This window comes from Streptomyces sp. NPDC088116, assembly GCF_044741745.1.
GTDB lineage: Bacteria > Actinomycetota > Actinomycetes > Streptomycetales > Streptomycetaceae > Streptomyces.
In genome coordinates, this window is the sequence record NZ_JBIUTF010000006.1 from 71,952 (window position 1) to 84,923 (window position 12,972).

Sequence of the window (12,972 nt, forward strand, 5' to 3'; positions counted from 1 at the left end):
TTGGGCTTTCGACAGGTTATGCATGGAGCCGCACGGTTTTCACTAGTGAAAACCGTAGGACAAAACGTATGGGAAGCCGCTTTACGGCAGCCGGAAGTCCCGCTATCGACCCAGTCCTTGCCTGGGCGGAAAACGGTGGGGCAGCGGCTTGGAACGCTGAATGCGAAGCCGCCTGAACACTGGGGCGTTACGCGCGTCTTGAGATGGTTCTTCCTTGGTCGTGGCCACGGCGAGCGAGGTCGGCCGGGGACACCTGACGGCTGCTCAACGACCCCTGAGCGGACTGCGGCAGCTTGCCCGGAATGGGCTTCGAACTCGCCGGTGGCTCATCATCTCGGGTCAAGTGCTAACCGTACCGCCGCCGTTGACCAGGGCGGCGATGGGTCGCCGACACGCGTCGGCGGAACTCAGGGCATGACGCGGTCGGTACACACATCCGAGGACGAACTCCTCGGCCGTTTATGTGGTGTTGACATCGCGCACCCACGCCTTGGCGCGCTTCAGGTGATACGCGGGATGCCGCGTGCGTGAGAAGGAAGGAGGCGAACACAGCTCGCCCGCAAAGGGATTGCACCGGGATTCGAGCCCTCACCGCAGACACCGGCCAGTGCGGGCACTGAAACTTCTCCGTAACCTTGAGCGGTTGGAGTCAACAGTCATCGAAAAGTGGACAAGGCGCATCAGTTAGCTCAACCAGACATGTCGGGATTACAGCGGAGTGATCGGTTGCAATCCAGTGCTTCGGGCGGCCCCAGCTTGCTGGGGCCATCGATCTCTGATCTCAATTTCCTTCTGTACCAGCAGAGTTTGCTCGTAACTAATTATCCAACCCCTCATTGCGATCGCAACCCGATGCGGTGTTGCGAGAGTCACAGTGCGAAGTCGGCGCCTGATGGACTGATATGACGATGTCTCATGTGGTGCGTTTGGCAGGTTTCTTGTAGCGGATCAGCGCGGCCGTGAGGGCGAAGAAGGCGAGGAAGTGTCCGCCTTTGCGCTCGTACCGAACGGTGATCGGGACGGATGCGGTCCCCGCCGAGGCCGGGGCCGCTCGACCGCTCAGCGGGAAGAGTTGGTCCGGGTGAGCCGGCCGAGCCGCCACGGCAGCGTGTTGCAGTTGAGCGATTCGAGGGCGGCCAGGACCGTCGGGATCTCACGTCGCCGCTCGCGCGGGGGTCGAGGCCCTGATACAGGTGCTCCTGGCGAACACCGGCCGCATCACCCGCCGCGCAGGGCCGATGTTGTCTTTCCGGTACGTTCACGAAGGAGCACCCGCAGGGTGTTGGGGTGTTCGTAGCCGACTTTCCGGGAGATGGTTTCCAGGGACAGTTCGGTGGTGCGCAGCAGGTGGCAGGCGCGTTCGACTCTCAGGTCCTGGACGAACCGGATGGGGGACGTTCCGACGGCGCGCCGCACGGAGCGCTGCAGGGTCCGTTCGCTGACGCCGATGGCTCTGGCCGCGTCGGGGATGCTGATGGGTTCGTCCAGACGCTCGCGGATCCAGAGTTCGAAGGCCGCGACGGCCGGATCGCTCTGAGCCAGGGCACCGGGGATGGTGTACGCGGACTGCGACGGGCGTTCGTCGACCACGAGGTAGCGGGCGACCAGGTCGGCGAGCGCGGGGCTGCTCGCCCGGACGATCGCCAGCGCGAGGTCGACGTGGCCGAAAGCGGCGCCGGCGGTGGTGATGCCGTCGCAGGTGATGACCATCTGACTGTGATCCACCTGGACCCCGGGGTACCTGTTCCGGAATGCCGGCGAGAGCCACCAGGTCGTCGTGGCGCGCAGTCCGTCCAGGATTCCCGCCTCGGCCAGCAGGAAGGAGCCCGTGCACGCCGACGCGATGTCCGTGCCGCGCTCACGGGTTCGCGCGATGAGGTCGCGGACGGGACGGGACCCGTCGCCGCCGACCCGGTCGAGCAGTACCGAAGGCTCGCTTTCCGCGAGTCCCGGAACGACCAGGAGGTCCGCGGTCTGTGCGCGGTCGAGCGGCTTGGGCGCCACGAGGAGCCCTGCACCGGTCCGCACCTGAGCGGTCGAGCCGACCAACGTCACGTTCCAGGTGGGCGATTCGTGGAGCTGTCCGCCCAGCGCGTTGGCGTTGCTGAGTACGTCGAGGATTGCCGCGAGCCCTGAGTCGAACACGCCGTCGAAGACGACGACCACTACATGCATGGCGGGAACGCTATCACTCGTGTCGTTTCTGCCACTGATGCGCTCACAAACCGTCACCGTAGGTTCGTTGTGCGCCGGGAGCCCGGCGGCCCTTACGCGAGGAGCGGTCGGGCGCCGGGAGAGGCCGCGCTGACGAAGCTCAGCACGGCGCCTGTGATCACCTCGGTCGACCTGCTGGGGATCGAGGTCTCCTGACCGGCGCGGACGCCCGGCCCACCCGGGTGTCCAAGCATCTCCTGGCCCGGTGCGCCGGGAAGTTTCGCACTGCCGCTGAAGCGCGGCACATGAGAACAGCAGTGGAACAGGCAAGGAAAGTGATGGGAATTATGGACGCTGTCTACACCGCGGTCGTTACCGCCAACGGCCGGGACGGCCGTGCCGTCAGCGCCGACGGACACCTCGATGTGCGCCTGGCGTTCCCGCCGGCGCTCGGTGGCGACGGCCAGGGCACCAACCCCGAGCAGCTCTTCGCGGCCGGCTACGCGGCCTGCTTCACCAGCACCCTCGGCGTGGTGGGCCGAGAAGCCAGGATCCCCACCGGTGAGATCTCGGTGACCGCGGAGATCGGCATCGGCAAGGATGCGACGGACGGCGGCTTCGCGCTCGCCGCGGTGCTGCGGGTTAAGCTTCCCGAACAGTTGCGGAACGAGACCGGCCACAAGCTGGTCGAGCAGGCGCACGCGGGCTGCCCGTACTCCAAGGCCACACGCGGAAACATCCCGGTCGAACTCGTCGTGGAATAACAACCCGCACATCCGCACCCCACTCGGGGCTGCCGGAAATTCACCGGCAGCCCCGAGTGGGGTCTCCGTGACTTTCATCTTTGAGCCAGGCGATCACGCGATTCGACGGCGACATCATGTCGTCGTTCTGAAGAGGAGTTTGAATTGACCAGCGCACAAGTGCCGGCGGAAGCTCAGGAATATGAGCGGATGATGGGCATGGTGACGGGTTTCTGGGTTACTCAGACGGTTCGGGCTGCCGCGTTGTACAACTTCGCGGATCATCTCGCGGCTGGGACCGACACCGCCGAGGCGATCGCCGCATTGGAGTCCACGGATCCCGACGCGACCCGGCGTCTGCTGCGCACGTGCGCTTCCCTGGGCCTGATGACCTCCGAGGACGGGCGTCACTTCACCGGCACGTCCCTGCTCGGCACACTGCGCACGGATGCCCCCAACTCGCTGCGGCACTTCGCCATCTCCCAGTCCGCACCGGGTCACTGGCTCCCGTGGGGCAGGTTCCCCGAGGCCGTTCGAACGGGTCAGCACCAAGTCGCCGCGGCCCACGGGGAAGCGAACATCTTCGACTACTTCTCCAAGCACCCCGACGAAGCCTCCTTCTTCACCGAGTCCATGAGCAATCTGTCCTATGCCGCGGCCCTCGGCATAGCCGCCGTGCTGGACACAAAGGGCACCGCCCTCGCCCTGGACATCGGCGGAGCGAGCGGTGACGTCATCCGGGCCATGATGAGGGCCAACCCGGAACTCGACGGCGGGGTTTTCGACCTGCCCCATATAGTTCCCGCCGCCGCGGAAGCCGCGAAGGCCGAGGGACTTGACGGGCGTTTCACCACCGTCGGCGGTGACTTCTTCGAGTCCGTTCCGGCAGCGGATCTCTACGTGCTCAAGTACATCCTGCACGACTGGGACGACGCCGACTGTGTCCGCATCCTCGAGAACTGCCGGGCATCACTGGTGGATGGGGGCCGTATCGCCATCGTCGATCTCCTCGTCGAGGAGACCGGCAAGCCTGGGCTCGCTCCTTTGATGGACATGAATATGCTCGGCATGACAGGTGGCAGGGAACGGCAGATGGCCGAGTTCGACTCCCTGTTCGCCGCGGCCGGCCTGCGCCGCGTCCATGTGAGTTCTGCCGGAGCATTCGCGGTCATCGAGGCCCAGCCCATAACCTGACCCCACGAACCCACCACGGGGGCGCGGCGCCGGCCCGGTCGCGAATCAGGCGGTTCGGCCGGAAGCCGTGGCGCCGAGAAGAGCCAGACAGTCTCTCCACAGGCCACCGAGATTCCGCGTGTTGTTGTACAGCTTGGCGAAGAGCACTTGGCCCTCAAGCTGGGCGACAACGGATCGCGCGGCCTCGTGGGTGTCGGCGACGCCGACCTCTCCGCGCTCGCGGGCCTCGCTGACCACATCGTCGACCATGTCGACCTGTGCATCGAAGATCTCTTGCAGGCGTTCGCGGATGACGTCGGTCTGGTTGCTCATCTCCAGGGTCAGGTTCCCGAACAGGCAGCCCGAGATGGTGCCGCAACTCTGCTGCCCGGCACGCTGGCCCGCTTCAGTGGCTTCGAACAGCTCCCGAAGCCGCTGAAGGGGCGGGTCATCGCTGCGCAATATCCGGTTCCAGCTGTCGCGTTGGCTGGACCAGTGCTCATCGAGAACAGCGAGAGCGAGCTCTTCCTTGGAGCTGAAGAAGTAGTAGAAGCTGCCCTTCGGTACGCCTGCCGCCTTGCAGATCTCGGCCACGCCCAAGGCGGAGTAGCCGTGCAGCTCGATGAGTGTCTGCGCGGCGCCGAGAATCCTCTCTCTTGAATCGCTCGTTCGTCCCATCTTGCAAGTCTACGACCGGTCGACTACTTTTTACTAGACCGGTCGACTATATTGACGGCAGAAGAACCCTCATCCCCACGGTGACTCATCACGAAAGAAGGCGTCATGACCGACCCGATGCGCGAGATCCTTGATCGCTGGAAGGACGCTTTCGACGGTCACCAAGTGGACGCGATGGCCGACCTGTTCACGTCCGACGCCCTTTTCCAGGGCTTCGGCCCCCAGGTCGTCGCCGGTCGCGACGCGGTGCGCGCGTACTACGAGGCGGTGCCGGACGATCGCACCGCCGAAGTCACCGTCCTGAGCACGTACACCATCGGCGAGCAGGTGGCAGGCGGATTCGCCGATGTCACCTTCCGCGACCCGAAGGGCTGGGAGGCGGCGGTGCACCTGTCACTGACGCTCCGGCGCGAGGTGGACGCATGGCGTATCCGCCAGTACCACGTGTCCCGCGTCATGGCCGAACACTGATCGACCCGGCCGAGCCCACCGCCCCCGAGCCCACCGCCCCTTGGCGCCGCCCCCGCACGAGCGGTAACGGCTCCGGAGCGGTGATGCCGGTGGGTGATCATGGATACGTCCGTGCGATCCGTATCCGCCCACGGCCTCTTCACCACTGCGGACGGAGACTTCATGAGTGACAAGATCGCCCTGTCGACATGGCCCACGCCGATGGAGCCGATGCCACGCCTCGCGGCGGCCCTGGGTCTGCGCGAGGACGACCTCTGGATCAAGCGGGACGATCTGATAGGCCTCGGAGGAGGCGGCAACAAGGTCCGCAAACTGGAATGGACCGTTGGCGCCGCGGTGGCCGCGGGTGCGGACACGCTGGTCACCACCGGTGCCGGGCAGAGCAACCACGCCCGTCTCACCGCGGCCGCGGGCGCCCGCCTGGGACTTGACGTCATACTCGTCTTTCCCGGAACACCCGACAGCGCGGCGCACGCGTCCGGCAATCTCGTCCTCGACAGCCTCTTCGGAGCCGGCGTCTTCTGGGCCGGGGACAGCCGTCCCAGCGACATGGCCTCCGTGGCCGAAGATGTCTGCCGGCAGCTGAGCCGCGACGGAGCACGGCCCTACTCGATCCCCTTCGGGGGATCGAGTCCCCTCGGAGCACAGGGTTACGTCGAGGGTGGCCAGGAGCTTCTCGCCCAGTTGCCCGACGTGGAACACGTTGTCCTGGCAGTTGGTTCCGGGGGAACCATGGCCGGCCTGACAGCCGCACTCGGAGTGGAGCGTGTCCTCGGCGTCCACTGCGGGGCAGTGGACGATCCAGCCGCCACCGTGGCCCATCTCGCCGGCGCACTCACCCACAGCGACATCGCCCCCGGTTCCCTGCGCATCCGTACCGACCAGGTCGGCGCGGGATACGGGCTCCTCCATGAACCCGTCCTGGAAGCCATGAAGAAAGCCGCGGTCACCGAAGGCATCGTTCTGGACCCCGTCTACAGCGGGCGGGCCATGGCCGGACTCATCGCCGCTGTCCGGGATGGCGACATCCGGCCGGGCCGGCGCACAGTGTTTCTCCACACAGGCGGGCTTCCGGGGCTGTTCGGACATACGGAGACCGTGCAGCGGTCCGTCACGGCACTGCGCTCCTACAAGCCCGCTTGAGCGGTCGCTCGTGAGGTCCTCCCGACGACGGGGTCGGAAAGATTCACTGGACCGAACACATGGCTGGGTCGCAGGCTGGTCACGTGTCCAATAATCCTTCCGGCTCCGCCAGCTCCGCCCCGCGCCACCTGCCGTGGTTCGTACGATCCGATGCCAGGTCCTGGACCTGTGCGCCGCCCCCGGCCGAGGTGGGGGACTTCCATGCCGGTCAGCCCGGATACGCGCCCACCGCGCTGACCGAACTCCCCACTCTGGCCGGGGAACTCGGTGTCGGGCGGCTGTTCGTCAAGGACGAGTCCTCGCGCCTGGGCCTGCCCGCGTTCAAGGCGCTGGGCGCGTCCTGGGCGATCCACCGGGTCCTGTCGCAGCGGACGAACAACGGCAGCCCGGTGCGGCTGGTCACCGCCACCGACGGCAATCACGGCCGGGCCGTGGCCCGTATGGCGCGCCTGTTCGGACAGCGTGCCCATGTCTTCGTACCGCAGGGCGTGCACCCGACGGCTGTGGCCGCCATCGCGAACGAAGGCGCGGACGTTACACCGGTTCCCGGCTCCTACGACGAAGCCGTACGCCGGGCGGCCGACGAGGCGGCGGACGGGCAGGACGCCGTGCTCGTACAGGACACCGCCTGGCCCGGCTACGAGCGGATTCCCGGCTGGATCGTGGAGGGCTACTCCACCCTGTTCGCCGAGATCGACGCGCAGCTGGGCGCCGTGGGCGCCGGGTCGCCCGGCCTGGTGGCGGTCCCGGTGGGCGTGGGCTCGCTCGCGCAGGCCGCGGTCGCCCACTATCGCAGCCGGCCTGCCGGGCCCGCTCCGGCCGCCCTCTTGTCGGTCGAGCCCGATTCCGCGGCCTGCGTCCTGGCCAGCCTCGGCCACCGGGCGCCGGTCAGTGTGCCGACCGGCGCCACCACCATGGCCGGCCTGAACTGCGGCACCGTCTCCAGCTTGGCGTGGCCTTCGCTGCGCGACGGCTTGGACGCCGCTGTCGCGGTCACGGACGCCGACAGCGCCGATGCCGCACGCGACCTCGCCGCCGTCGGTGTCTCCTCGGGCCCCTGCGGTGCGGCCTCACTGGCGGGCGCCCGCGCCGCCTTGACCGGCGAGGGCGCCGCCGAGCGCCGTACCGCCCTGGCCGTCGACGGCGCCTCGACCGTCGTCCTGCTCAGCACGGAGGGCATCGCGGCCAACCCCCACACCCAGGAGGAGCGGTCGTGACCGGCTCCGGAACCCGGGCCACTGCCCGTACGGCTCCCGGGGGCCTCGGCCCGGTACGTCTTCTTCGGCGGTTCGTTCCCGGTTCCTGAGAAGGGGTGCCTGGCCGGGAGAACTCCCGTCAGGCACCCTTCATCTCCACTGATCACGTACGGGTCAGGGGGTCCGGAGGTACTCCGCCAGCTTTCCGATGAGGCGGGCGGCGCTGTCCAGGCCCTGGGCGGTGTCCGTCAGGTCCCCGGCGAGCAGCTTCTCCCGCGGCCCTTCCTTTTCCCCCTCGGCGTCGGACTCCGGTCCGGAAACGGTCGTGCCCCGGTACCCGGTGGGTGCCCCTGCGACCGGCCCGTAGTAGCCGATGAAGTCGGACGCGGCGAGTGCGGGAGCCGTGTCGGCACCGGCGAGGAACTCGACCTGGCTGAGCTGGATCTCGTGTCCGCCGGCGTTGTCGGTGATGCGCAGCCGGTAACGGCGGTAGGAGGTGGTGTTGGTGAAGGGGAAGTCCCTCGTCTCGAAGCGGTGGGTGAAGCGTTCGCCGGTACGGGTGTCGAGCGTCGTCCACGTGTTGCCGTCGTGCGAGCCCTGGAGGTGCCACTCCCGCGGATCGCGGCCCGGGGCGTCGTTGGCGGAGGTCAGCCTGTACGACGCGACCGCGGCCGGGCTCCGGAGGGTGAAGTCCAGGTCGGCGGTGTCGTCGTGTACCAGCCACTTGCTCCGGGACTTGCGCAGCAGGTTGCGCGCGACCTCCCCCGCCGCCTCGAACTCGTCGCTCGCCTCGACATCGGTGACCGTGTCGGTGATGTCGCGCAGTTCGCCGGTCGCGGCAGGGCCGTCGGCCGTGGTGACGGCGGCGGACAGGGTGACCGAGGCCGCGTTCCCGCGCCGGTCGCTCCAGGACACCCGCTCCACGGGCGTCGCCCGGCCGTCGTCGAGCAGGAGTCGCAGTTCACCGGAGGGACGCCAGTCACCGTCCTGCCCCTCCTCGGTGGAGAACCGGTGCAGTGGGGCGTCCGCGGTGCCGTCGGGGTAGGCCCAACGGTCCGCGAGCGTGCCACGGAACTCGCCGAGCGCGCCGTCGGCCGCGCGGTAGTGACCACGGAAGCCGGACATGTCCGCGCGGAAGGCTATCGCCGCTTCCGCGCCGTCCGTCCCGCGCCACGAGAGCTGTGCGGGAACCGCCCGGTCGCCCCGGTCGATGTGGAAGAGCAGCCGCGGAGCGGGCTGCCACACGGTGGAGTGGGCAGGGCGCCGCTCGGTACCGAACGCGAAGACCGAACGGGCGCTCGCCCTGGCGGCCATGGCGCGCCGGGCGCGGCCGCTGTCGTGGGCGGGGTCCAGGGTGATGGTGGTCAGCCGGAGCAACTCCGCCTCGCCGGCGGGGCTGCGTATCTCCAGGAGGTTGTCGCCCGGCATCAGCAGCTCTCCCGGGAGGGACAGGACGCTGTCCTGGGCAACGTCGTGCCCGCCGGTCCCGGGGAACGTGAGCCCGTCCGCCACGGCCTTGCCGTTGAGGAGGACGTCCATGGGAACGCCGGCGCCGAGGGTCGTCACGGTGAGGACGGCCCCGGCGACTTCCTCGTGTCCGTCCGTCGTGAAGTCCAGCTTGATGTATCCGTCGGAGCCCAGCGCGAGATGCGAGGGTGCGATCCCGCACCGGTGGTACCCGACAACGGCGTTCGACAGCCGGGCCGGAGTGGTGGAGAAATCCGCGAAGACCGGTTCCATGAGCGTCCCTCAGTAGTCGTACTGCGATGGCGATCCGGGACAACTCGTGTCCGCGGGATGCCAAGAAGCTACCGGCCCCCACTGACATCGCCAGGAATCACTGCCGATCCGGCTCCGTTGTCCGAACTCGCGCCCTGCTGAAGAACCCCTCGGTCTCGCCAACCCCTCCTGTGACGCAGAGCGTTCGATCTGTCGCTCATTGCCAGTGCAGATGCTTGGATGGTCATCGGTTCGGGGAGTGCCGTTGCGTCCGAGGGGAGAGCTATGGGGATCAACGTCCGTACGGAGCATGGGGGGATGCTGCTGGGCCGGGCGGGACTTTCGCCACACGCCCTGGTCTCGACCGGCTCGGCGGCCGATGTCGGGCGCATCGCCGTCGGCACCGGGGGGCGGCGGTGACCCGGCGCAGGCCGCCCGCCCGGCGCCGTCCTGCGGCGCCGCGGAGAAGGGTGACGGGACGCCGGACACCTCGAAGGCAGGCGGCGCAGGCGGAGGGCATCGGTCTGCTGGTCGTCGCGGTGGTGGGGCTGTCGGTCGTGGTGGCGGTGTTCCAGTGGCTGGCGGCGCACCCGTGGGTGCTGGTGCTTCTCGCCGTACTGGCGGCCGGGGCCGTGGCCGCCTGGGGGCACTGGCGGCGCCAGCGCGCGGGGTGGGAGCGGGTGAGGGAACAGGGGCTGCGCTACCAGCTCTCCCATCTGGACGCTTTGCACCACCGGGAGTTCGAGTACGCGGTACGTGATCTGATGCGGCGGGACGGTTGTACGGACGCGGTCCAGGTCGGCGGCCGCGGTGACAACGGCGCGGACGTGAAGGCCACCGACCCGCTGGGCAGGCGGTGGGTCATCCAGTGCAAGCACAGGCGGGCCGGCTGGTCCGGGTCCGCGGTCGGTACCCCTGACCTTCACGTCCTGAACGGCACCGGCCGGCAGTTGCACGGCGGCGACGTCGTCGTCCTGGTGACGAACGGCCGCTTCAGCAAGCAGTGCCCCCCGTACGCGAAGTCCCAGCGCCTGCACCTGGTCGACCGGCATCTGCTGGGCGAGTGGGCCGCCGGCTCCCGGCCGCTGTGGGAGATCCTCAACCGCCTGCCACCGCCGCGGAAGCCGTCCGCGCTGTCCTGACCGGTACGCCGTTGCCGGAGCACGGTGTTCTCGAGGAGCGGGATCCCGCGCAGGAAGCGCGTCCCCGCACGCCGACGCCTCCCCGGCCGATGCCGGGGAGTCGTCGCGATCTCAAGGACGCCGTCAGCCCGGCTCGCCGGGCGAGGTCACCGCTCGCGCGGGCGCGAGCGCGGCGAAGGCTTCGTCCAAGAGGTCGGCGAGGTCCAGTCGGCCGTCGCTCGCGGTCCAGTGGTCGATGGCGACATTCAGACAGTCCAGGGCGGCGGCGGCGCGTACCGTCTGGCCGATCGTCGCGGACCTCGACGAGCCGTCCCGTTCGGCGAGGGCCCGGCCCAGCGCGGGGCGCCAGCCGTGCTGTTTCTCCAACTGCCGGGCGCACAGGGCGGGTGTGTCCCGGACGAGACGGGTTGTCGCGAGGGCGCCGGCCGGGTCCTCGTGGTAGCGCTCGATGACGGTGTCCAGAGCACGCCGCAGCGCCGTCCAGTCGTCCTCGGCCGCGGGGCGGGCGCGGAGGGCGTCGGCGGCCTGCCCGCCGTGGGCGTCGAAGGCACCGAGAACGGCGTCCTCCTTGGTGCCGAAGTACCGCAGGAAGGTGCTGCGGGACACCCCGGCGGCCGCGGCGAGGTCGTCGAGGGTGACCCCGTGGAAGCCCTCGCGGCGGAACAAGTCGAAGGCCACCTGGGCCAGTTCGGCCCGCACGGCGGCTCGGGCGATGTCTCTCGTGTTCGTACGCGCTGTTCCGCTCACGCCGCGACCCTATCTCTTTGGCACCGACTTGCAGGAGTGCATCTCAGTTACTAACGTGACACCGAGTTTCATATATGACCTGAGATATCGCAGTCGGCTTCGAGGGGCACCCGGAGGAGACCCGAACGCCCCTCCCGCTGAAACGGAGACCTGGCACCGTGACCGAGCATCGGACGCAGACCCTCGGAGTCATCGGCAGCGGCATGATCGGCGGCACTCTGGCCCGCCTCGCCGTCGCCGCCGGCCTGGACGTCGTCCTGAGCAACTCCCGTGGCCCCGAGAGCCTCGCCGGTCTCGTCGGCGAACTCGGCGAGCGTGCGCGAGCGGCCACACCCGCCGAAGCCGCGCGGGCCGGCGACCTGGTGGTGGCGACCGTCCCGCTGCATGCCCACGACCGGCTCCCCGCCGTCGCCCTGGCGGGCCGGACCGTCATAGACACCATGAACTACTACCCCGAGCGCGACGGCCGCATCGCCGAACTGGACGCGGGAGAGCTGACCACCAGCGGCCTGGTGCAGCGGCGGCTCACCGGCTCCCGTGTGGTCAAGGCGTTCAACAACATCGACTTCCGCCGCCTGTTCACCAGCGCCCGGCCCGCAGGCGCCCCGGACCGCAGCGCCCTTCCCATCGCCGCCGACGACCCGGCCGCCAAGGCGGAGGTGGCCCGGCTGCTGGACGTCCTCGGCTACGACGCGGTGGACATCGGTACGCTTGCCGACAGTTGGCGCAGCGAGCCCGGTACCCCGGTCTACGTCCATCCGTACATGGGCGAGCGGCCCGGGGAGATGAACCAGGAGGCGGCGCGGCACTGGTTCTTCGAGGCCCTGGGCGTCCCGGTTCCCGCCGACCGTGTCAAGGAACTGACCGACACGGCCACCAGAGGCCCCGCGGGTGGCTCCCGCGCGGCCATCTCCGGGAACTGAGCCCGGACCGCGCCCACCCGCTGTACCCGCAGCCGCCCGCTGTGTCCGCACGCCGTCACGATCCACCCCCGTCACGAGATCCACCCCCCGTAACGAAAAGAGACACCCATGACCGCCGCTGTACACGGATCGTCCGTAGACATCCCCACTCAGGACGGAACCGCCGACGCGTACCTGACCCACCCCGACGACAACGCCCCGCACCCCGCCGTCCTCTTCTACATGGACGCCTTCGGACTGCGCCCCCACCTGAAGAAGATGGCGGACCGGCTCGCCTCGGCCGGCTACACGGTCCTGGTCCCCAACGTCGTCTACCGCAGCGGGCGGGCGCCCCTGGTGCCGCTTCCCGATTTCATCAACCCCGCCGAGCGCCCGGAGATCTTCGAGAGCATCCGCCCGGCCATGGCGACGCTCACCCCCGAGGCAGCCATGCGGGACGCCGGCGCCTACCTCGACTGGCTGGCCGCCTCCCCGCTGACCACCGGCGGCCCGGTGGGCATCACCGGTTACTGCATGGGCGCCGGGCTGGCCCTGCGTACCGCCGGCACCCACCCGGACCAGGTGGCCGCGGCGGCGGGCTTCCACGGCGCGTATCTCGCGACCGAGGCGCCGGACAGCCCCCACCTGCTCGCCGACCGCATCACCGCCGAGCTCTACTTCGGCCACGCCGACCAGGACTCCACCCTGCCCCCGGAGCAGGTCGACCGCCTCGACAAGGCGCTCACCGCGGCGGGCGTGCGCCACCGCACCGAGGTCTACACCGGCGCCCACCACGGCTTCACCCAGGCCGACACGGCCATGCACGACGCCGAAGCGACGGAACGCCACTGGACGGCCCTGCTGGAACTCCTGGGCCGCGCCCTCTGATTCGGCGGTTCCGCCG

Annotated in this window: 13 protein-coding genes; 9 read left to right on the forward strand and 4 right to left on the reverse strand. The window is 69.1% G+C overall.

From position 1 onward, the window contains the following. Positions 1-1,218: 1,218 nt before the first annotated feature. Positions 1,219-2,175 (reverse strand): GlxA family transcriptional regulator, encoded by a 957-nt coding sequence (locus ACIOJD_RS23910; protein WP_401917168.1) that lies wholly within the window; start codon positions 2,173-2,175, stop codon positions 1,219-1,221. A gap of 326 nt (positions 2,176-2,501) precedes the next feature. Here ACIOJD_RS23910 and ACIOJD_RS23915 point away from each other — a divergent pair, with 326 nt between their 5' ends. Both ACIOJD_RS23915 and ACIOJD_RS23920 read left to right on the forward strand, forming a co-directional pair. Then, entirely contained in the window at positions 2,502-2,918 is a 417-nt protein-coding gene (locus ACIOJD_RS23915; protein ID WP_401917170.1) for an organic hydroperoxide resistance protein, read from the forward strand. Between the two features lie 144 nt (positions 2,919-3,062). Continuing rightward, a complete protein-coding gene (locus tag ACIOJD_RS23920; protein ID WP_401917173.1) occupies positions 3,063-4,091 on the forward strand; it encodes a methyltransferase in 1,029 nt (342 codons plus the stop codon). A 45-nt stretch (positions 4,092-4,136) separates the two neighbouring features. Here the strand turns inward: ACIOJD_RS23920 and ACIOJD_RS23925 are convergent, their stop codons facing one another. Next, positions 4,137-4,748, reverse strand: coding sequence for a TetR/AcrR family transcriptional regulator (locus ACIOJD_RS23925; protein WP_401917175.1), 612 nt, complete (start codon positions 4,746-4,748; stop codon positions 4,137-4,139). A gap of 105 nt (positions 4,749-4,853) precedes the next feature. Here ACIOJD_RS23925 and ACIOJD_RS23930 point away from each other — a divergent pair, with 105 nt between their 5' ends. From ACIOJD_RS23930 to ACIOJD_RS23940, 3 genes are all read left to right on the forward strand, one after another. Further along, positions 4,854-5,219 carry a YybH family protein gene (locus tag ACIOJD_RS23930; protein ID WP_401917177.1) on the forward strand — a complete coding sequence of 122 codons (366 nt, stop codon included), beginning with the start codon at positions 4,854-4,856 and terminating at the stop codon, positions 5,217-5,219. Between the two features lie 162 nt (positions 5,220-5,381). Beyond that, the gene (locus tag ACIOJD_RS23935) at positions 5,382-6,362 is read left to right on the forward strand and encodes a D-cysteine desulfhydrase family protein (RefSeq protein WP_401917180.1); all 981 of its coding nucleotides are present in this window, start codon (positions 5,382-5,384) and stop codon (positions 6,360-6,362) included. Positions 6,363-6,421: 59 nt separating this feature from the next. Beyond that, positions 6,422-7,579, forward strand: coding sequence for a diaminopropionate ammonia-lyase (locus ACIOJD_RS23940; protein WP_401917182.1), 1,158 nt, complete (start codon positions 6,422-6,424; stop codon positions 7,577-7,579). A gap of 153 nt (positions 7,580-7,732) precedes the next feature. On the opposite strand, the gene ACIOJD_RS23945 is transcribed toward ACIOJD_RS23940, so the two are convergent. Further along, complete coding sequence (locus ACIOJD_RS23945) at positions 7,733-9,298, reverse strand: discoidin domain-containing protein (protein WP_401917185.1); 1,566 nt, start codon at positions 9,296-9,298, stop codon at positions 7,733-7,735. Positions 9,299-9,562: 264 nt separating this feature from the next. Here ACIOJD_RS23945 and ACIOJD_RS23950 point away from each other — a divergent pair, with 264 nt between their 5' ends. Together ACIOJD_RS23950 and ACIOJD_RS23955 are read left to right on the forward strand one after the other, a co-directional pair. Further along, complete coding sequence (locus ACIOJD_RS23950) at positions 9,563-9,697, forward strand: hypothetical protein (RefSeq protein WP_401917188.1); 135 nt, start codon at positions 9,563-9,565, stop codon at positions 9,695-9,697. A gap of 50 nt (positions 9,698-9,747) precedes the next feature. Next, the gene (locus ACIOJD_RS23955) at positions 9,748-10,419 is read left to right on the forward strand and encodes a restriction endonuclease (RefSeq protein WP_401917191.1); all 672 of its coding nucleotides are present in this window, start codon (positions 9,748-9,750) and stop codon (positions 10,417-10,419) included. A gap of 123 nt (positions 10,420-10,542) precedes the next feature. On the opposite strand, the gene ACIOJD_RS23960 is transcribed toward ACIOJD_RS23955, so the two are convergent. Then, a complete protein-coding gene (locus ACIOJD_RS23960) occupies positions 10,543-11,166 on the reverse strand; it encodes a TetR/AcrR family transcriptional regulator (RefSeq protein ID WP_401917194.1) in 624 nt (207 codons plus the stop codon). Between the two features lie 158 nt (positions 11,167-11,324). Between ACIOJD_RS23960 and ACIOJD_RS23965 the strand changes: the two genes are divergently transcribed. Together ACIOJD_RS23965 and ACIOJD_RS23970 are read left to right on the forward strand one after the other, a co-directional pair. After that, positions 11,325-12,089, forward strand: coding sequence for an NADPH-dependent F420 reductase (locus ACIOJD_RS23965; protein WP_401917197.1), 765 nt, complete (start codon positions 11,325-11,327; stop codon positions 12,087-12,089). 108 nt (positions 12,090-12,197) lie between these two features. Further along, positions 12,198-12,956: a dienelactone hydrolase family protein gene (locus ACIOJD_RS23970; RefSeq protein ID WP_401917200.1), complete on the forward strand. Its 759-nt coding sequence runs from the start codon at positions 12,198-12,200 to the stop codon at positions 12,954-12,956. Positions 12,957-12,972 lie beyond the last annotated feature (16 nt).

Excerpts from the sequence above, each read along its gene's own strand:
- ACIOJD_RS23970 (WP_401917200.1), top strand. The coding sequence starts at position 12,198 with ATGACCGCCGCTGTACACGGATCGTCCGTAGACATCCCCACTCAGGAC.
- ACIOJD_RS23940 (WP_401917182.1), top strand. The coding sequence starts at position 6,422 with ATGGCTGGGTCGCAGGCTGGTCACGTGTCCAATAATCCTTCCGGCTCC.
- ACIOJD_RS23925 (WP_401917175.1), bottom strand. The coding sequence starts at position 4,748 with ATGGGACGAACGAGCGATTCAAGAGAGAGGATTCTCGGCGCCGCGCAG.
- ACIOJD_RS23915 (WP_401917170.1), top strand. The coding sequence starts at position 2,502 with ATGGACGCTGTCTACACCGCGGTCGTTACCGCCAACGGCCGGGACGGC.
- ACIOJD_RS23930 (WP_401917177.1), top strand. The coding sequence starts at position 4,854 with ATGACCGACCCGATGCGCGAGATCCTTGATCGCTGGAAGGACGCTTTC.
- ACIOJD_RS23945 (WP_401917185.1), bottom strand. The coding sequence starts at position 9,298 with ATGGAACCGGTCTTCGCGGATTTCTCCACCACTCCGGCCCGGCTGTCG.
- ACIOJD_RS23910 (WP_401917168.1), bottom strand. The coding sequence starts at position 2,175 with ATGCATGTAGTGGTCGTCGTCTTCGACGGCGTGTTCGACTCAGGGCTC.
- ACIOJD_RS23935 (WP_401917180.1), top strand. The coding sequence starts at position 5,382 with ATGAGTGACAAGATCGCCCTGTCGACATGGCCCACGCCGATGGAGCCG.
- ACIOJD_RS23950 (WP_401917188.1), top strand. The coding sequence starts at position 9,563 with ATGGGGATCAACGTCCGTACGGAGCATGGGGGGATGCTGCTGGGCCGG.